Annotated in this window: 20 protein-coding genes; 5 read left to right on the top strand and 15 right to left on the bottom strand. The window is 66.4% G+C overall.

The window, feature by feature from the left end:
• Nucleotides 1-4 precede the first annotated feature (4 nt).
• The gene (locus tag ABZ293_RS09135; RefSeq protein ID WP_355178820.1) at nt 5-1,576 is read right to left on the bottom strand and encodes a succinic semialdehyde dehydrogenase; all 1,572 of its coding nucleotides are present in this window, start codon (nt 1,574-1,576) and stop codon (nt 5-7) included.
• A gap of 163 nt (nt 1,577-1,739) precedes the next feature.
• On the opposite strand from ABZ293_RS09135, the gene ABZ293_RS09130 reads away from it, so the two are divergent.
• A complete protein-coding gene (locus tag ABZ293_RS09130) occupies nt 1,740-2,432 on the top strand; it encodes a TetR/AcrR family transcriptional regulator (protein ID WP_355178818.1) in 693 nt (230 codons plus the stop codon).
• A gap of 4 nt (nt 2,433-2,436) precedes the next feature.
• Here ABZ293_RS09130 and ABZ293_RS09125 read toward each other — a convergent pair whose 3' ends face one another.
• Nucleotides 2,437-3,504: a PDR/VanB family oxidoreductase gene (locus ABZ293_RS09125; protein WP_355178816.1), complete on the bottom strand. Its 1,068-nt coding sequence runs from the start codon at nt 3,502-3,504 to the stop codon at nt 2,437-2,439.
• Nucleotides 3,501-4,370 carry a metal-dependent hydrolase gene (locus tag ABZ293_RS09120; protein ID WP_354959302.1) on the bottom strand — a complete coding sequence of 290 codons (870 nt, stop codon included), beginning with the start codon at nt 4,368-4,370 and terminating at the stop codon, nt 3,501-3,503. Before ABZ293_RS09120 ends, ABZ293_RS09125 begins: the two co-directional genes overlap by 4 nt.
• Nucleotides 4,371-4,474: 104 nt before the next feature.
• On the opposite strand from ABZ293_RS09120, the gene ABZ293_RS09115 reads away from it, so the two are divergent.
• A complete protein-coding gene (locus ABZ293_RS09115) occupies nt 4,475-5,143 on the top strand; it encodes a TetR/AcrR family transcriptional regulator (RefSeq protein ID WP_355178814.1) in 669 nt (222 codons plus the stop codon).
• A gap of 5 nt (nt 5,144-5,148) precedes the next feature.
• Here the strand turns inward: ABZ293_RS09115 and ABZ293_RS09110 are convergent, their stop codons facing one another.
• A complete protein-coding gene (locus ABZ293_RS09110) occupies nt 5,149-6,642 on the bottom strand; it encodes an NAD(P)/FAD-dependent oxidoreductase (protein WP_355178812.1) in 1,494 nt (497 codons plus the stop codon).
• Between the two features lie 410 nt (nt 6,643-7,052).
• Between ABZ293_RS09110 and ABZ293_RS09105 the strand changes: the two genes are divergently transcribed.
• Together ABZ293_RS09105 and ABZ293_RS09100 are read left to right on the top strand one after the other, a co-directional pair.
• Nucleotides 7,053-7,442: a hypothetical protein gene (locus tag ABZ293_RS09105; RefSeq protein ID WP_355178810.1), complete on the top strand. Its 390-nt coding sequence runs from the start codon at nt 7,053-7,055 to the stop codon at nt 7,440-7,442.
• Entirely contained in the window at nt 7,439-8,023 is a 585-nt protein-coding gene (locus ABZ293_RS09100; RefSeq protein WP_355178808.1) for a DUF3558 domain-containing protein, read from the top strand. The genes ABZ293_RS09105 and ABZ293_RS09100 overlap by 4 nt, the downstream gene beginning before the upstream one ends.
• Nucleotides 8,024-8,041: 18 nt before the next feature.
• On the opposite strand, the gene ABZ293_RS09095 is transcribed toward ABZ293_RS09100, so the two are convergent.
• The 3 genes from ABZ293_RS09095 to ABZ293_RS09085 form a co-directional block, all read right to left on the bottom strand.
• Nucleotides 8,042-8,188 (bottom strand): hypothetical protein, encoded by a 147-nt coding sequence (locus ABZ293_RS09095; protein ID WP_355178806.1) that lies wholly within the window; start codon nt 8,186-8,188, stop codon nt 8,042-8,044.
• 151 nt (nt 8,189-8,339) lie between these two features.
• Nucleotides 8,340-8,936, bottom strand: coding sequence for a DUF2867 domain-containing protein (locus ABZ293_RS09090; protein WP_355178804.1), 597 nt, complete (start codon nt 8,934-8,936; stop codon nt 8,340-8,342).
• A 33-nt stretch (nt 8,937-8,969) separates the two neighbouring features.
• Nucleotides 8,970-9,257: an antibiotic biosynthesis monooxygenase gene (locus ABZ293_RS09085; protein WP_355178802.1), complete on the bottom strand. Its 288-nt coding sequence runs from the start codon at nt 9,255-9,257 to the stop codon at nt 8,970-8,972.
• A gap of 140 nt (nt 9,258-9,397) precedes the next feature.
• On the opposite strand from ABZ293_RS09085, the gene ABZ293_RS09080 reads away from it, so the two are divergent.
• Nucleotides 9,398-9,964 carry a TetR/AcrR family transcriptional regulator gene (locus ABZ293_RS09080; protein ID WP_355178800.1) on the top strand — a complete coding sequence of 189 codons (567 nt, stop codon included), beginning with the start codon at nt 9,398-9,400 and terminating at the stop codon, nt 9,962-9,964.
• Nucleotides 9,965-9,966: 2 nt separating this feature from the next.
• Here the strand turns inward: ABZ293_RS09080 and ABZ293_RS09075 are convergent, their stop codons facing one another.
• The 8 genes from ABZ293_RS09075 to ABZ293_RS09040 all read right to left on the bottom strand — a co-directional run bounded on the left by ABZ293_RS09075 (nt 9,967) and on the right by ABZ293_RS09040 (nt 18,557).
• Nucleotides 9,967-10,479, bottom strand: a complete 513-nt coding sequence (locus tag ABZ293_RS09075) for a DUF664 domain-containing protein (protein ID WP_355178798.1) — start codon at nt 10,477-10,479, stop codon at nt 9,967-9,969.
• Between the two features lie 53 nt (nt 10,480-10,532).
• On the bottom strand, nt 10,533-11,042 hold the full coding sequence (locus tag ABZ293_RS09070; RefSeq protein ID WP_355178796.1) for a methylated-DNA--[protein]-cysteine S-methyltransferase: 510 nt from the start codon (nt 11,040-11,042) through the stop codon (nt 10,533-10,535).
• A gap of 62 nt (nt 11,043-11,104) precedes the next feature.
• Nucleotides 11,105-11,359, bottom strand: coding sequence for an Ada metal-binding domain-containing protein (locus ABZ293_RS09065; RefSeq protein ID WP_355178794.1), 255 nt, complete (start codon nt 11,357-11,359; stop codon nt 11,105-11,107).
• Between the two features lies 1 nt (nt 11,360).
• Entirely contained in the window at nt 11,361-12,080 is a 720-nt protein-coding gene (locus ABZ293_RS09060; RefSeq protein WP_355178792.1) for a 2OG-Fe(II) oxygenase, read from the bottom strand.
• Nucleotides 12,081-12,090: 10 nt separating this feature from the next.
• Nucleotides 12,091-12,705: a methylated-DNA--[protein]-cysteine S-methyltransferase gene (locus ABZ293_RS09055; protein WP_355179115.1), complete on the bottom strand. Its 615-nt coding sequence runs from the start codon at nt 12,703-12,705 to the stop codon at nt 12,091-12,093.
• Nucleotides 12,705-13,184 carry a sigma-70 family RNA polymerase sigma factor gene (locus tag ABZ293_RS09050; RefSeq protein ID WP_355178790.1) on the bottom strand — a complete coding sequence of 160 codons (480 nt, stop codon included), beginning with the start codon at nt 13,182-13,184 and terminating at the stop codon, nt 12,705-12,707. Before ABZ293_RS09050 ends, ABZ293_RS09055 begins: the two co-directional genes overlap by 1 nt.
• 127 nt (nt 13,185-13,311) lie before the next feature.
• A complete protein-coding gene (recD, locus tag ABZ293_RS09045) occupies nt 13,312-15,213 on the bottom strand; it encodes an exodeoxyribonuclease V subunit alpha (protein WP_355178788.1) in 1,902 nt (633 codons plus the stop codon).
• A complete protein-coding gene (locus tag ABZ293_RS09040; RefSeq protein WP_355178786.1) occupies nt 15,210-18,557 on the bottom strand; it encodes a UvrD-helicase domain-containing protein in 3,348 nt (1,115 codons plus the stop codon). The genes recD and ABZ293_RS09040 overlap by 4 nt, the downstream gene beginning before the upstream one ends.
• Nucleotides 18,558-18,684 lie beyond the last annotated feature (127 nt).

Here is an 18,684-nt window from a genome sequence, read left to right as displayed (position 1 = left end):
GCAATTACTTCTGGCGAAGCGCCTTCATGACCCCGAAGTACAGCGTCATCGTTTTCGCCCACAGTTCCTCGGACATTCCGGGCAGCGGCGCGATGGACAGTACCCGCTGCACGGCGATCGTCTGGGTGTCGATGTACTTCAACAAGCCCTCGGGACCGTGCCGACGACCGGTGCCCGAAATTCCGAGCCCGCCCGAGGGCGCGTCCGCACTGCCCCAGGCCGCGATGAAGCCCTCGTTCACATTCACCGAACCCGCATTGATGCGCGCGGCCACCTTGCGGCCGCGCGCGACATCCTTGGTCCAGACGCTCGCATTGAGTCCATACGCGGTGTCATTGGCCTGCTCGACCGCCTCATCGTCGCTGCCGACGCGATAGATCGAGACCACCGGCCCGAAGGTCTCCTCGCGGTACACCGTCATCCCGGGCCGCACCCCGGCCAGCACGGTCGGCTCGTAGAAGTACGGCCCGAGATCGGGGCGAGCCTTACCGCCCGCCAACACCTTTGCCCCCTTGGCCACCGCATCGTCGACATGCGCACGGACCGTGTCCAATTGGCGCTGGAATGTCAAAGACCCCATATCACTGGCGAAATCGAGCCCGCCGCCCAATTCGATCGCCCGCACATGTTCTACGAATTCGCTGACGAACCGGTCATAGACCGTGTCGTGCACATAGATTCGCTCCATCGACTCACACAGCTGCCCGGCCGAGGCGAAGCAGGCCCGGATCGCGATCTTGGCCGCCCTGGACACATCCGCATCGGCGAGCACCAGCAGCGGATTCTTGCCGCCGAGTTCGAGCGAATAGCCGATCAGCCGCTCCCCGGCCTGCTGCGCGATGGTCCGGCCGGTCGCGCTGGACCCGGTGTAGTCGACATAGTCGGCCCGCGCGATCACCTCGCCGCCGATCACCGATCCGCGACCGAGCACCGCCTGCCACAGTCCGCGCGGCAGTCCGGCCCGCTCGGCAGCGTCGATCGCCCACAGCGCGGTCAGCGCCGTCTGATTGTCCGGCCGCGCGACCACGGCATTTCCGGCCGCCAAGGCGGGCAGCGCATCGGAGGCGGCCAGGGCGAGCGGATAGTTCCACGGCGAGATCACCGCGACCACCCCCTTGGGCCGATGCCGCACATCGACCTGGGTCAGTACCGGCAGCACACCCCGCGGCTTGCGGGTTGCCAGCAATTTCTCCGCGACCGAGGCGTAGTACCTGGCATTGACCGCCACATCCCCAACCTCGTCGAAGGCATGCGGCCGCGACTTACCGGTCTCGGTCTGCACGATATCGAGAATCGTGTTCTGTTCGGCGAGCACGATGTCGTGGAATCTGCGCAGTACCGCGACCCGCTCGCGCACCGAGCGCCGGGCCCATTCCCGCTGCGCGGTGCGCGCGGTGGCGAAGGCGGTATCGATATCGCCGGTCGAGGACTGCGGCAGATCCGCGATCTTGTGTCCGGTGGCGGGCGCGAACACCTCGACCGAGGGTGCGCCGCCCGCGATCGCCCGATCGAGCAGGGGTTGCACCAGGGCCGCGGGCAAGGCGGTCGGTTCGGCCAGTTGGCGGGCGGTCGTCATGGTCGGCCCTCTCATGGGTCTGGTGGACGCGGCAGGAGCGGCGGTCGCACGGCGCGACCATTTCCTGAACACTGGTGTTAGATTAATCATCGGGCCACACCTCGTGTCAAGCTGTCGGGTGTGGAACACAGACAGGTCAGGCTTCGAGTTGTGAGGCATCACCATGTCCGCTGACACATCCCAGACCACTGGCGCGGCCCGGCGCGGTCGACCGCCGCAGACCCAGGAGCAGGCCGAGGAGGTCCGCGCCCGGATCGTGCTCGCGACCGCCGCGGTATTCACCCGGGGCGGCTCGCGCGGGCTCAGCGTCGCCCAGATCATCGAACAGGCCGGACTGGCCAGGCCGACCTTCTACCGCTATTTCGGCAATGCCACCGAGCCGCTGCACGTCGTGCTGGATGCCTCGAACGACGGGCTCGTCAACAACATCCGCACGGCACTGACCGGCCCCGACGAACCCGTCGAACTCGGTATCCGACTCATCGACGCCTACCTCGACTGGGCCCACGGGCACGGCGCGATGCTGCGACCGCTCTTCGCCGAACTACACGACCCGGCCTCACCGGTATCCGCCTATCGCGAACGGGCACTCGACGATATCCGCGCGCTGGTGCGCGAAACGTTCACCGAACTCGGCCGCACGGTACCCTCGCCGCTCGATCTCGATGCGGCGCTGCATGTTTGCGAGTACGTCGTCTATCGCATCTCCGCGGGCACCGCACCGGGTGCCGAGCCGGACGCGGAAACCGTTGCCGCCGCACGGCTTACCATGATCCGCGTGCTGCTGACCACGCTCGGCACCCGCGCCGACCTCGAATACGCCATGACACTGCCCGGCATCTTCCCGGCGGAGTAGACCCCTACATATCCAATTCGAGTTCGCCACCGCGAGAACGCGATACGCAGGTCAGCATCGCGTGTTCCCGCTCACCGGGCAGCAGCGCCCGGTCCCGGTGCTCGACGTCGCCGGAGAGCACACTCGCCCGACACGTCCCGCAGAAGCCCTGCTGGCAGGAATACGCGACGCCGGGCACCGCGCGCCGAATCGCGGTCAGCGCGGACTCGTCGGCGGCGACATCCACCTCGGTCCCACTGCGGCGCAATCGAATACGGAACGGGGCACCATTGCACACCGGCAGCGCCGAGAACCGCTCGGTATGCAGCGAAGCGGTCGGATCGTGCAGCAGCAGCACCTTGCGCGCGGCCTCCGCCAGAGCCGGTGGCCCACAGACGTACACCGCGGCGCCGGTCGGCGTCTGCTCGAAGATCATGCGCGGATCCGGGGCCCCGAACTCGTCGTCCGGCCGCACCACCACATCACCGCCGGTGAAGCGGGCCAGCTCGTACAGAAACGGCATCCGCGCCCGCGTACGCCCGAAATACATGAGCCGCCAGGGTGTTCCGGCCCGCTCGGCCGCGGTGACCATCGGCAGGATCGGCGTGATCCCGATGCCACCGGCCACGAACAGATATTGCGGCGCGGCGATGAGCGGGAAGGCATTGCGCGGCCCGCGCGCCCGCAGCCGGTCACCGACCCGCAGACCCTCGTGGATCTCCCGGGAGCCACCGTCGCCATCGGCCATGTACCGCACCGCGATTCGGTAGCAGCTGCGATCATCGGGATCGCTGTTCAGCGAGTACTGTCGCTGCCGACCCGAGGGCAGGTGCACATCGATATGGGCACCCGGCGTCCAGGCGGGCAGATCCGCGCCATCGGGATCACACAGCGTCAGGCTGACGACCTCGTCGGCCTCGGCCTCGATCCCCATGACCGCCAGTTCGAAATCGAAGCCAGTGTGGCGCACCGGCTGTGGACGCGAAAGCAGATGCACCGCTTTGCCTTCCGTGAAGACGCGCTTATAGGTGTCCACCGCCGACGCGATCATCCGCAGCCCGGCCCCCGGCCGGAACTGCTCCACGGCGGTCATGCGCTCGCCCGTGCTGCCGGTGACTGCGCCAGGTAGCGCAGTGCGTTGTCCATCGGACCGAGTTGCGAGGGATGGAATCCCGGCCGCAGGTAGCGCGGAATCTCGGTGAAGAAGGTGGTGAAACTCGGCACCACGCCGCGCAGTGACGCACTTGCCATCTGCAGCGGCCACCATCTGCCCTTATTCGGCGACGGGTCCCGATGGAACAGATAGGCGCCCGAAATCAGGAACAGCGCGAGCAGTCCCGAGCTCGCGATCAGTGCCTGGCGGGCCTTGCGGGCGTAGCCGCCGTCGAGATACATGTACGCGTCGTAGACCACGCTGCGATGTTCGACCTCCTCGGCACCGTGCCAGCGGATGAGATCCAGCATCGCCGGATGCATTCCCTTCGCCGCAAGTTTGTCATTGGTCAGCAGCCACTCGCCGATGACGGCGGTGTAGTGCTCCATACCAGCGAACAGGGCAAGGCGCTCACACAGCCATTCATGCTTCGCCCGGCCGGAGAGCCCGTGGTCGCCGAGCACCCGGTCGATCAACCAGGCGACGCGATCCACCATCGGAGCGACCTCGAGACCGAGCCGCTCCAGTTGGTGACGGGCCTTTTCGTGTGAACCGGCGTGCATGGTCTCCTGACCGATGAAGCCGCGGACCTCTTCCCGCAGACGCTCATCATCGATCAGCGGCAGCGCCTCGGCCAGGGCCTGCGCCATGGCCCGCTCCCCTTCGGGTAGCACCAGATGCATGACATTGATGATGTGGGTGGCCATGACTTCACCCGGGATGTAGTGCATCGGCACCGAGTCGAAGTCGAAGCTGACGTCCCGCGCATTGATCGCATGAGCCTGATCGGCGTACGTAGTGCCCATCTGATGGTCCTCACGTCTGGTCCGTAGATCGTCAATGTATTGCCGACATCAAATGCTGTCAACATCACATGATGTCAACTTCCCGGCTATGGGAGGATCGAGCTATGAACGACGCCTCCGATGGATCGATACCGGGTATGCGCCGCTGGCGCGGCACGCCTCCGGCCGACCGGATCGCCGCGCGCCGCGAACAGCTCATCGAGGCCGCCGTTGAGCTGATGGCCACGATCGGAGCGTCCGATATCTCCATGCGCGGGGTTTGCCGACAGGCCGGACTAACCGAGCGGTACTTCTATGAGAGCTTTCCGAGTCTCGACAAATTGCTGACCGCGGCGCTGGAGACGGTCGTCCTCGGTGCGCAGGAACGGCTGCTCGCGGCGCTGGCCACCGCGCCGATCGAACCCCAGCAGCTATTCCGGCACGCCATTTCGGCGTTCACCGATTATTTGCTGGAGGATCGTCGGCGCGGTCAGATCATGTTCGTGGAATCGCAGGCCACGCGGGTGCTCGGCGACCGGGGCAACGAACTCATCGAACTGTTCACCGCCCCGATCGCATTGACGATCGCACTGGCAGACGGAGCGCAATCCATGCCGGACGAGTTCGAGAACAGCCTCAACTCGAACGCCATCTTCGGGGCGATGGCATACATGTATCGCCCGTGGCTGGATGGCACCATCGCCGTCCCGCGGGAACGCTTCGACGACCACGCGACCAGCGTGCTGCGCAATATCGCGACCGCACGGTCGTCGACGGCGCAGCAGACGCACTGATCCGGCTACCCCTGCGTCGACACCGGATCCCGATTCCGCGCCCGCTCGAATACCATGGCGCTGTCGGTGATCCGCCCGTGGCGCAGCGTCACCACATCACGTAGGTAGTTCATACGTAGGCGCCACGGCGCTTTGGTGCCCTGGATCGGGAACCTACTCGCGGCGCGCTGCACGTACCCCGGGTTGAAATTCAGGAACAGCGATGCGGCGCCGACGGACGGATCGCGCACCGGCGTGCAGCGGTCGTAGCCGTTGTCGTCCATATGGCGTAGTAGCCGAACGACGTACTCGCACACCAGATCCGCCTTCAGCGTCCACGAGGCGTTGGTGTAGCCGATGATGTACGCGAAGTTCGGCACGTCGGATAGCATCATCGCCTTATAGGCCATATGCTCCGGAAGTTTCACCCGCTGCCCGTCGACCGCGAGTTCGATGCCGCCGAAGGCGAGTAGGTTCAAACCCGTTGCGGTGATGACGATATCGGCATCGAGGGTGGCGCCGGAGGCGAGGGCCAGACCGGCCTCGGTGAATGTCTCGACCTTATCGGTCACGATATCCAATCGTCCCTTGCGAATCGCGCGGAAGAAATCTCCGTTGGGCGCCAGGCACAGTCGCTGATCCCAAGGGTTGTAGGTGGGAGTGAAGTGGGTGTCGATATCGAAGCCCTCGGGCAGCCAGCGCCGTTGCCAGCCCTTGATCCGCTTGCGCATGAATTCCGGATACCGTTGGCTCAGTTGGTATATCGCGGTGGCCAGCGCCACATTCTTGGCCCGCGCCACCGCGTACGCGGCGCGGGCGGGCAGGAATTTGCGCACCTTGACGGCGAGATCGTCGCGCGCGGGTGCGGAGATGATGTAGCTCGGCGAGCGTTGCAGCATAGTCACGTGCGCACCCTGCTCGGCGAGCGCGGGTCCGAGGGTGACCGCGGTTGCGCCGCTGCCGATCAGCACCACCCGCTTGCCCGCGACATCGAGATCGCGCGGCCAATGCTGCGGGTGGATGATCGGTCCGGCGAACCGCTCGCGGCCCGCGAATTCCGGGGTGTAGCCCTCGTCGTAGCGGTAGTAGCCGGAACAGCAGAACAGGAATTCGGCAGTGAGCGTGACGGTTTCGCCGGTATCGGTCCGCTCGGCGCGCACCGTCCAGCGGTTGTCCCGCGATGACCATTCGGCGTCGACCACCCGATGCCGGAACCGGATATGCCGCTCGATACCGCTCTCGGCGGCGGTCGCACGCACATAGTCCAGGATGTCGTCACCGTCGGCGATCGACATCTCTCCCAACCACGGCCGGAAGCGGTAGCCGAGGGTGTACATATCCGAGTCGGAGCGAATTCCCGGATAGCGGAACAGGTCCCAGGTTCCGCCGATCGCGTCGCGGCTTTCCAGAATCGCGTAGCTCCGCCGCGGGAAGGCCCGCCCCAGGTGATACGCCGCACCTATCCCGGACAGTCCGGCACCGACGATGAGCACATCGACGTGCTCGTCAGCGGTCGTCATAGCTCTCACCCTCCGGTATTCGGCGGTTGCGGCGTGACGCCGATCCGCACCGGCGTCGCCTCCAGCCTATCGGTGACCTGTTGTCTTCGAGAACAACACCCCTGACCAATACCTTGGACAAGCGACCAATACCGACCGGTTCTCGAGTGCGCGAAGTGCAGTGAGGTCACTCACATCGATCGTGCATCACCCCAGCGTAGCCGTGAAAGTTCAACTGTCCCAGAAGGATTCCCTCAAACTGGCCATACCCGTGACAAGTTACCGTCCAGTAGCATTCGATCGCACCGACGATCAGAGACGACTCGGAACCGTATTCATCAACGTTTCCAGGAGCGCATGTTTCGATGGAACCGTTTCGTCGGCGGGTGCGTCTCTATGATCAGACGGGACCATGGGAAGGGGCGACCGCGATGGCTGTTGACAGTCCGTTCGGCGGGTGTGTCGAGGATGCGAAGACCGGGGCGCTGAAGGTGCGGATGGAGCCGCAGGCGTTCGTTGATATCGATGCGGCTTGTCAGAATTTGATCATCGATCTCTCCTTGGCACAGAACGATGCGCGTGCGCTCGGCGAGCACTCGGCATGGGGCCTCGGCGAGAACAACCCGCGGCTGACGTCGGCCATCGAGTTGGTGCAAATGTTCCAGGACAAGGCATTCGGCGGCCCGAACAACGCCTACGACACCATCGGTGACTATATCGCGGTCGCGACGGAGATCCAGACGCTCTTCAAGACCATCCGTGACGCCTACGAGCGCACCGACGAAGACTTCGCCCGTCGGATGCGCGAGATCCGCGTATGAGAACCAGCACCGAAAGCTCTTCGGCAGTGGTGGGCCTTCTGACTGCAGTGGCCATTGTTCTCACTGCTTGCAGCGGGGAGAATTCGCCGACACCAGCCTCGACATCGGCGGCACCGTCGACGCCCGGCACTTCGACTGCCTCGGCGAGCACTCCGAACACCGCTGCCGTATTCGACCCCTGCACCGCGCTGACGCCCGAATTCTTGACCGCACACCAGTGGAATGCGCGCACTCCCACCCCCAAACAGGATTCGACGGGCAGCTTCCAATTGAAGGGCTGCTCGTACGTCGCCCAGAGCGCATACACATTCCGTGTCCAGACAACCAATGGAACCCTCGACCAAGTTCGCGAAAAGTTCCCCACCGCAACCGAACTCACCATTGGCGGCCGCAATGCCCTACGCTACGAGGCGCGCCCGGACGTCCCCGGCGGCTGCACCGTCAATATCAATATGAAATCCGGCTCCCTCTACATCCTGGTGGACGACCCCCGCGGTCTGCACCCTCGCAAACTCTCCCCATGCGATAACGTCACCGAAATCGCGGAGGCCGTCGTACCCCTTATCCCGCAAGGCAGCTGACAATGTGAGAGTGCCCGGTTATCGCGCCGCGTCGCCCTGTCCGGCAAAATATTCACGTTCGCGGGCGGCGGAGTTGCGCACCGCATTGTCGACAGTAAGAACTTCACCGTCGGCGATCTCGGTGTGCGATTCGAGCGTGCAGAAGTGGGCTTCGATGGCGGCCACAGCCAGCCTGCTCGGCGCGGCGGATACCTAGGTTCTGATCGGCAAAACCCTGGCCTGGACGCCCACCCGGTACCGAGATCGGCTCCGGCACAGCTAGATCCAGTTCGCGACCAGTCCGCGCCCGGAGAGCGTCTAGTTCGGTCGAATCCGGTTATTCCACAATCGGATCGCCGGTCTGCGCCTGCCACCGGCGTGCGACGCCACGCATCAGCGCCGGGTAGACCAGCAGGTACCGGAACGGCAGGATTCCGGCCATATAAAGCTTCCCGAACACGCCGTTGGGCTTCACCAACACGGCCATCTGGCCGCGGTAGCCACCGGTTTCGTCCGGTACCCAGCCGATATGCATCACCCCATGCATGGTCCGGTTGGCGATCTCGGCTACCCATTCACTGTCGGTACGGTAGACCGAGCGGAACGGCGCACCTTCGAATACCGGTCCGGCTGGCACATCGCGCAGATCCACGGGCAGCCGATCATGCAGCGACGGCACCCGCGCCCCGATCCCGGTATCGTCTTTATCCCAGCCGAGTAGCGCACCGAGTTTCCAGCGGATCGCGAAGAGTGCGCGGTAGATGACGGAGAATTCACTCGAATTCTTGCCCGAGGCTACTTGTTGCACCAGTCGCGGGAAGTCGTCGGGACCGCCCGGCGTCGGCAGTGCCCACACATCCTCGATCCGGAAATCGGGTGCGATGTCATGGATCCGCCAAGGTCGGGAGGTGTGCGCGGATTCCGGGAGCCGCATTGCTCCGCCTCCATCTCTCTGGTTCATCGCGCGCTACCGGGCGGCGAGCCTGAAGATCTGGCGCGGACGGTGTTCGCGATCATCGAAGGTGACATCGACCTGCGCCGCCGCGACCGCGGCGAACGATGCCGCGAAGGCTTCCTCGGATTCCCACTGCCCCGTCGAAACCACCGCGTCGTCACCGTCGGTGCTGATCCAGCAGTCCACGGACAGGCATCCGGGCGCCGATCGCATGGCCGCCGCGACCTTGTGCACGCGGGACACGAAGTCGTCGAAATGTTCGGGTCGCGGGTAGTGGAAGGCGACGAATCCGACCGTCATCACGGTCCCCTCTCGTTGGCGAGGACACCGTTGCCCTCGCAATTCGCTGATGTGCCAACGGCTTTCAAATATACGCTGCCGTATACTTCGATCCTAACCGGCGCTACGCCGGTGTCAACACCGTCAGCGATACTGAAGGTATGGTTGCCGTCACTCGCACCCCACGAAGCAGTTGGATCGAGCAGGGTCTGCTGGCGCTATCGAGCGGCGGTCCGGACGCCGTCCGCATCGAGAGCCTGGCGCAGGCGCTCGGCGTCACCAAGGGCGGCTTCTACGGACACTTCGCTGACCGCAATGCCCTGCTCGAGGAAATGCTCGATACCTGGGAACGCGAAAGCACCGATGAGGTTCGCGCTCGGGTCGAGCGGGAGGGCGGCGATCCGCAGACCAAGATCCGGCGGGCGGGCCTGCTCACCTTCTCCGACGAGCGCCTCCCGATCGACCTCGCCGTACGCGACTGGGCGCGCCGCGACCCGACGGTTGCCGAACGGCTACGCCGAGTGGACAACCACCGGATGGAGTACGCGCGCGAGTTGTTCGGCGCGATCTGCTCGGATCCGGACGAAGTCGAGGCACGCGCCCTGCTCGCCTTCTGCCTGGCGGTCGGCAAACACTTCCTTGCGGCCGATCACCACGACCGCACCCGGCAGGACGTGGTCGTCCGCGCCGCCGACCTGCTGTTCGGGCGGACGCCGGACGAGCACTGAAACTACCTGCGGCGCAACAGAACTCCGCGAATGAACGCCGCCTGGCCGGAATGCTGGATATCGTCGTCGACGACGCTGATCAGCCGGACGCCCAGGGTGACCGGCGGATTCCAGCGGGTGTCGACAATGCGTGGCAGATCGGCGTCGGTCAGTCCGGAGACGTAGTCGATCGTCTGCGCGTGCACCGCGTCGTAGTAGCCCAACAGCAGCTCGGCCGAGATTCGGCCGAGTTCGGCGACCTCCGGGGCGCCGTGGCCGTATCCGGTCGCCGCATCACCGAAGGGCAGTTCGAACCGCTTGGCCCAGCCCGCCGCCGTCCACACCTGTTCGAATCCCGCGACATCGGCGATGTGATCATCCTGGACTCGCGTCAGATGCCAGATCAGCCAGGCAATGGAGTTGGCGTCCGGATCCATCCGAGCCGCCAATTCGTCCTGCCGCAGCCCGGCAACCGCGCCGTGCACATTCTCCTGGACCCGCCCGAATGCATCGACCAACAACTCCGCGCTCGTCATGACCACATGCAATCACACCGCGGTCGCCGATATTCCCCATTCGTCTTGGCGTGTCAGCCCAGCGGCAGCAGCAGGTCGGCCGATTCGAGGTCGAGCAGGGCCCGCTTGGCGGGCAGGCCGCCCGCATAGCCGGTCAGCGCACCGTCGGCACCGAGAACACGGTGGCATGGGAGCAGGATCAGCAGGTGATTGCGCGCGAGTGCGCCACCGATTTTGCGGGCGTCGGCGGTGGTGCGGCCGAGTTGCCGGGTCAGGGCTCCGTAGGTGGTCGTCCGGCCGTAACCCGTGCTCGCCTCGAGCGTCAGCAATACCTCACGGTCGAATTCGCTCATCGGTGTCAAATCCATTGCGACACTGAACCGTCGGCGTTCACCGGTGAGATATTCGTCGATCTGTTCTGCCGCGATTTCGAGATGTTCACGCGCCGTGAGGTTTTCACCGGTCGGCTCGGCGGGTTGCATATCGGTGAATGCGACCCGCGATACACCGGCCGGATCAGCCTCGATCACCAGGTTGCCCAGGGACGAGCCGTACACCAGGCGTGCGGTGGAGGTATCGGACATGATGTTGCTCCTCGATGTCGAACTGTCACCGGGTAGACGCTCTCTGACGACGAAACGTGAGATCACGAGCCGGAGTTGGCCTTCCATACCGCATATGCGGCGGGGAGGCAGACAGCACAGGGACGGTAACCGGCAGCGATGGCGGTTGCTTCATCGGCGAAGAAGACGCGATGGGCGCGGTAGTGGCCGCGGGCCAGGGCGCGCAGGGCGGAGGGGCAGTCGAGGCGGCCGTAGAGTTTGCCGCGCCGATGGCCGCCGTATCGGCCCGGAGTGGGGCTCGGATACGCGCGGTCGTTGGCGTCGGTCAGGGTGTACATCTCATTCGGCGTCGTGCAGCACCAGGCCCAGCGTGTGGCGGTGGCCGCCGCGAATTCGGCTGACGCCGTGCCGGATCGGTGCGCGGGACCAGCCGCGGGCGGACGGGGTCGGCCGGTCTCGGGTGGTGAAGATGAGGGCGTGGCCCTGTTCCAGGATGGTGACGGTGGGTTTCGATTGGGCGCGGGGACGTTGTTCGACAAGGAGGAATTCGCCGCCGGTGTGATCAATGCCGGGACGGTCCAGGCCGATGACGACCTGTAGCGGGAAGACGAGTTCGCCGTAGAGGTCGCGGTGCAGGGCGTTCCAGTCACCTTCGGTGTAGCGCAACAGAATTGGTGTCGGCTTGGTCTGGCCCGCGGCATGGCAGGCAGCGAGCCAGTCCGCGAAACCGTCGGGCCATGGGGTCGGGTCGCCGAGCCGGTCGGCCCAGTTGCGGGCGATGGGCAGCAGGCGGCGGTAGAAGGCCGCGCGCAGGCGCATGATCGGTTCGGGGACCGGATCGGCGAAGTAGCGGTAGGTGCCCTGGCCGAAACGGTAGCGTGCCATATCGATCGTCGACCGGAAGCGGGCCGTATCGTCCCACATAGCGGTGATTTCGGCGCATTCGTCCTGAGTCAGCAGCGGGCCGGTCTGGGCGCAGCCGTAGGCGTCGATCTCCTCGAACAGCATGCGCCATGGTTGGGCGTCGACTCGTTCTTCCAGTGCGGCAAGGATTTCCATCGGCTCTCCGTCACGCCGCTTCGAGGGTCAGCAGGGTGTTCTTGGCGGCGATACCACCGACGTACTGGCCGATCGAACCGTCGCTGCGCACCACCCGATGACAGGGGATCACGACCGGCAGCGGATTGTGCGCACAGGCCGAGCCGACCGCGCGCACGGCGCGTGGATTGCCGACGGCCGCAGCGACATCGGCGTAGCTCGCCCGGTGCCCGTAGCCGATATCGGTCAGCTGCTCGATCACCTGGCGGCGGAAACCGGCGGTCAGCCGCAGGTCCAGTGGCAGGTCGAATTGGGTTCTGGCACCGGCGAAATACTCGTCGATCTCGTGCGCCACGGCATCCAGGCGCGCGGGGGCGGCGAGGACCCGGGGGCTGATCCGCTGGGCGAGTGTGGCGAGCACGGTGTCGTGGTTCTCGTTGGGGTAGGCGACCCGCACCAGGCCCGCGGGAGTGGCCGCGAGCAGCAGGGTGCCAACGGGGGTATCCAGTGTGCGGTAGGCGATATCGAGCAGACCGGCGGCCTGCGCGTCGGCGGCCAGCCGCCGCCGCAGGTGGGACAGGATCTCGGCGGAGTTCGCATTCAGGCCGTCGAAGAGGCCGTCCGGATCCCGGTCGATAGTGGCCATCATGTTCGATCCTTCGGGTAGAGCTTGCGCAGGGTTTTGAGTCCGTCCGCGGCGGCGCGGCGGGCGGCGTCGGTGGAATTTCCCAGTAGCTCGGCGATTTCGGCGTGCGGTAGTCCGGCCAGGTAGTGGTAGGCCACCGCTTGCCGCTGTTTGGGCGGCAGTGCCGCGAGCGCCTCCCACAGATCGGGGTCGTAACCGGCCGGGTCGGCGTTCGGGGCCGCGCGTTCGGGCAGGGATTCGGCAGGGACGGGCGCGCGGGTCAGTGCGCGCCCCACATCGATCGCGCGCCGGTGCGCGATGGTGACCAGCCATGCCTCGATATTCGTGTTCGGGTCGAGGTCGGAGTAGGCGCGCAGGGCCGACAGGAAGGTCTCCGACCACGCGTCGGCCGCATCCGTCGGGCCGAGCACGGCCCGACAGACACGCAACACCATCGGGCCGTATTCGGCCACCACTTCCTCGAACGGAGGCAATCTCACGCTGGGTAGACGCCCGGGCCGGGCGAAACGTGAGATCCCCAGGTCACACTGTCCCTCCGCCAGGCGTATTCGTGTTCGCCGCGGACGAATTCGTCCATGCGCGGCGCGACCAGCTGCGCGCCGGAGATCACTGTGACTCCGGGATCCGCGACAGCCCGCTGGCGCGCAGGACGCGGCGGTCGATGGCGGCACGGATCGAATCGTCGGTGCCGATGATGCGCACGTGGCGGCGGGCACGGGTAATCGCCGTGTACAGCAGTTCCCTGGTGAGCAGGGTGGATTCGGGTTCGGGCAGGACAACGGAGACGGTGTCGTACTGGCTGCCCTGACTGCGGTGGATGGTCATGGCGAAGACGGTGACCACGGCCGGAAATTGGGTGGGGTGCACCAGATATGGTTCGCTGCCGCGCTGCAGGGCCGCGCGCAGGGAGCCGTCGGGCATCCGCACGATCACACCGGTGTCGCCGTTGTAGATGCGGGCCTCGTGGTCATTGGCGGTGACCAGTAGGGGTTGGCCCGGATACCACGGGGCCTGGTGCGAGTCCGGTCCCGCGCCCCCGGCGGCCGCCCATTCGGCCGCCATGCGGTCCCAGCGTTCGACGCCGAACCGGCCCTGGCGGTGGGCGCACAGGAGGCGATGGGATTCCAGGGCGGTCAGCGCGGCCGCGGCGGCACCGTCGAGGGCGGCCGCGGTCACCTCGCGGGCGGCACGCACGACATCGGCGCGGACCGGCGCGGCGTCGTCCGGGGTACACAGCGACAGTTCTTCGCCACCCGCGCGCAGCAGCTCCAGCGCGGTATCGGCGTCGCCCGCACGAACCGCCACCGCGAGTTCGGCGATCTTGCCGCCGAATCGGCGGCCGCGGGTCAATCGGACAATACCGCCGCGCAGACGTGCGCGTTCGAGTCTGGTGAGTGCCTCCGGATTATCTCCGGCCGCAACCGATTCCGCACCGAGCACCTGTTCGAGGACCGGATTGGGTTCGCCCACAACGGGACCCGCGACCAGGTCGGCGAGCACCGCGCCCGCATCGACCGAGGCGAGCTGATCCGGATCACCGACCAGAACCAAGCGGGTATCCGGGCGCAGCGCGGCCAGCAGGCTGCTCATCATGGTCAGCGACACCATGGAGGTTTCGTCGACGACGATCACGTCATAGGGCAACCGGTTGAATTCGTGGTAGCGGAACCGGGTCGCACGGCCGCGCTGCCAGCCGAGGAGCCGGTGCAGGGTGGCCGCGGTGAGCTCGGGCAGTCCGAGGGCTTCGGCCTGTTCGCGCACCGCCTCCTGCAGGCGCGCGGCCGCCTTCCCGGTGGGCGCGGCCATGGCGATGCGCAGCGCGGGCAGCTTCGGATGCGCCTTTTGGTGCGCGTCGAGCAGTGCCAGGATGCGGGCTATGGTGTGGGTTTTGCCGGTACCGGGACCGCCCGCCACCACCGTCGTCCAATGTGTGGCGGCGAGTGCCGCGGCGATGCGCTGACGGTCCGGGGCCGCGCCGACCGGGGCATCGAAAAGGCGATCGAGTTCGCGGCGCACGATGGCGGGATCCACCTTCGGGTGGTGTCCGGAACGTTCGGTGAGCACCCGCCGGATCGTCTGCTCCTGCTGGTAGTACCGGTCCAAATAGAGCAATGGACCCGCGTCCCGGGTGGCCTGCGCCTCGACCAGACGTAATGGCTGCAACGGACCGGCCGATCCGCCGCAGACCAATGGACTCACGCGCAGTGCCGCGACGACGGCATCGATATCTGGCCATGGCAGCGTCGCCGGGTCGATTCCCGCACCGGCATCCCAGGTTTCATCGGCATCGACGCCGATCTCGCGCATGCGGTGCAGTTCCAGGCACACCGAACCCGAGCGCACCGCCCGCACTGCGAGCGCCGCTGCGAACAGCACCTCTGCCGAGGCTTCCCGGCCCATACGCCCCAGTCGCAGTGCGACGTGTACGTCGGCCGCGGACAACACACCGGCCTCGTTGAACAGGCGCAGCAGCCCGGTCCCCCGCTGGGCCAACTGAATCGAGGTCATCGGTCCTCCCCGGCGAGCAGATCGGACAATGCCACGATCAACGCGGCGGGTGGATTCCATTCGAAAACACCACGCCCCGTGGGAGTTTCGAGACCGATCAGGCCGCGAACGAAGAGATAGCAGGCGCCGCCGAGGTGCCGTGCCGGTTCGTAGGTGGGCAGCCGCCAGCGCAGGTAGCGGTGCAGTGCCACCGCGTACAGGAGGGCCTGGAGGGGGTAGTGGGAGCGCAGCATTTCGGCGGCCATGCGGTCGTGGGTGTAGTGCTCGACGGTGAGGTCGCCGGTGCCGAGACGGTTGGTCTTGTAGTCGACGATGACGAATCGTGGTTCGGCACCGGGCTTTTCGGTGACACGCAGGACGACATCGATGCTGCCGGTCAGATAGCCGCGCAGTGGGGCGTCGTCCAGCGCCGCAAGTTGGTCGGCGTAGCTGGACAGGGCATCGTCGGCCGGAAGATGGGTGCGCAGCAGTTCCGCGATGCGGCGCAGGGTAACGGTGTGCGCACCCGGAATGTCGCCGCCCGCGAGCGGGAGTTCGAAGTCGAGTTCATTGAGCTTGTTCCGGTTGGAAATGTCTGCGAGACAACCGAATCCGAGTGGCGTATGCAGAACAGCGAGCAGGGCATTGCCGAGGACCATCGGATCGACCTCGGCCATCAGCTCTTCGGTCGCCTGCCGACAGCGGGTGTGCACCTCGGTGGCGAGATCCGGTGCGTCCGTATCGATTCGTTCTAGCACGCCGTGTACGAGGGTGCCGAATTCCGCACCGTAGGGCAGGGCGTTCATCAGTGACGGGGCCGCATCCGATACCGCGGGTTCGGCGTCGACCAGGACCGGTGCGCCGGGCTCATCGGATGGGCCGCGTTCATCTTCGGGTTCGGCCTCCGGGATCGCCACGTCATGAGCGCCCGCGGTCAATGCCGAATAGGAGGTGCGACGCCACTGCAGGTCCATGGTGCGGGCGAACTCGGCCGCGGCGAGAGCACCGGTTGGCAGTTCGGTGCGCACCCGGCGGATCTCGACCGCATCGGTGCCCTCGACGCCCGCCACCGAAATCGCCTCCGGCGCACCGGCCGCCCATGCCGAAAGCATGGATACCGCAACGGAATCCGCAGGCACCGCCGCCTTGCTCGGCACCAGATCGCCGCCGTCCGGGCGGCCGAGGACCATCCGGTGCAGCGGTGCGTTGGCCGTGGTGATCGCCGGTGCCCACCAGGCGACGATCTGACACATCGCGCGAGTGAGCGCGACGTACAGCAAGCGAAGTTCCTCACCCGCCTCCTCGGTTTCGCTGCGCAGCTTGCGTTCGCCGTAGCCGGAGGCGTCCTGGCCGCCGACATCGAGGACGCGGGCGCCGTCGTCGGTGTGGAACAGCAGGGTCTGCGGGTACGGATTCTTCGCGTTGTCCCAGGCGAAAGGCAGATAGACGATAGGGAATTCGAGGCCCTTGCTGGCGTGCACGGTGGCGATCTGGATAGCCGCGGCATCGCGGTCGAGCCGACGGCTGCGGTCGGTGACCGATCCCGAGGCCGGATCGCGCACCCGGTCGGCGAGCCAGCGGGTCAGCGCGGTGAGGCCGAGCCCTTCGCTCAGTGCGACCTGGTCCAGCAGTTGGGCGATATGCCGAAGATCGGTCAGCTCCCGTTCGCCGTTCTCGATCGACAGCAGCCGCTGCGCCAGATTCGCTTCGGCGGAGATCTTTTCGAAGACGGCGGCGAATCCTGCGCGGGCGAACAACCGGGCCGCTTCCCGCAGTTGCGCGCTGACGCGGCCGACCAGATCCGCACCGCCGCTATCGATTTCGGCGGCGGTGAGGCCGAGCAGTGGTGTGCAGGCGGCCAGTCGCACGCGGTCGGAGCGATGCGGCTGTTCCAGGGCGCGCAAGAGCCAGAGCCAGTCCGTCGCGCTGCCGGTGCCGAATACGCTGGTGCCACCGGCAAGGACGGACGCGACGCCGACCCGGTCCAAAGCCGTACGCACCACATCGATTTGGGATCGCGTCCGCACCAGCACCGCGATATCGCCGGGCCCGATCGGCCTCGGTCCGGCCTTCGCCTCGAACAGCACATCGGATTCCAGCAGCCGCACGATATCCGCGGCGAGGTCGTCGGCGACCTTCGCGCGCATGCGCCCGACCGCCGGGAATCCCGACTTGTTCAGCGGGCCGGCCCCGGTGCGCGGCAGACACCGCATCCGCAGCGGCGTCGTCAGTTCCGCCGAGCCGGACAGTCGCGTCCAGCCACGTGTCGCCGCGACCGGGTAGACGGTGATCTCCTTGTGCCCCAACGCCGCACCGCCCTGCAGGTGATCCAGTGCGGCGAGCAGTCCTGCATCGCTGCGCCAGTTGTCGGTGAGCTCCTTGCGGGTGTCGGCGTGTGCTACAGCGTCGAGATAGCTGAGCACCTCCGCGCCGCGGAAGGCGTAGATGGCCTGCTTTGGGTCGCCGACGAGAACCAGGGTCGAATGTCCGTGGAAGGCCAGCCGCAGGATGTCCCATTGCAGCGGATCGGTGTCCTGGAATTCGTCGACCAGGGCGACCCGATACCGGTCGCGAATGCGACGGCACGCCCGCGGGCCGTGCACCGGATCGGCGAGCACATCATGCAACAGCACCAGCAGATCGTCGAAGTCGCGCAATCCGGCCAGGCGCTTGCGGCGCTCGGTCTCCGCCCGCACGGCGGCGGCGAAGGCGACCCGCTCCCCCGCCGGTCCCGCGCCCTCCGGCACCAGTACTGCGTGCCGATCCTGTACCGCCGCCAGCGCCAGCGTGTGCGCCTCCTTCAGCGAAAACGGCGGCTCGGCACGGGCATACCGGTTCAGGTAGAGGTCGTCGGCGACCGTCCCGATCAGCTCATCGATCGTCTCGACCAGCCGGGACCTGGGATCGTGCTCTCCCGCCAACCCGAGCTCGTCGAGCATCCGCTGGCAGAAACTGTGCGTTGTCGCGATGGTTCCTGCATCGAAATCCGAAAGCGCCGTGAGCAATCGCCGCCTGCGCCGTCGCACCTCGTCCGAATCCGCCTGCGCAACAAGCCGAACCAACTCATCGCCATGCGCTCGCGCGGCCTCCGGATCCGACAATGCCGCAGCCACCGCGACGAACCGATCCCGCGTCCGCTCCCGCAGCTCCTGCGTGGCCGCCCGACTGAACGTCACCAGCAGCAGCTGCGAAATATCGATCCCGATCTCGGCCACATACCGCACCGCCAATCCGACGATCGCATGTGTCTTACCGGTCCCCGCACTCGCCTCGAGTACGGTCGTGCCCGTTGGCAACGGTCCGTTCGGGTCGAATCGGTCGGTATCCAGTGGCGGCGCGGCGAACGCGGTGTCTTCAATGGTCATGCCCGACCGGCTTTCACCGATCGCGAAGCGGCGCATGCGACGCTCGCAATGCTCATGCACACCATCCACTTCCGATGCCAATTGACTGTTCCACCGTCCACCCGAAACCGGCCATCATGCGGTAGGC

Source organism: Nocardia sp. NPDC005998 (assembly GCF_040614395.1).
Classification (GTDB): Bacteria; Actinomycetota; Actinomycetes; order Mycobacteriales; family Mycobacteriaceae; genus Nocardia.
The sequence above is the reverse complement of the archived record's forward strand: the minus strand, read 5'-3'. Positions and strand labels throughout refer to the sequence as shown.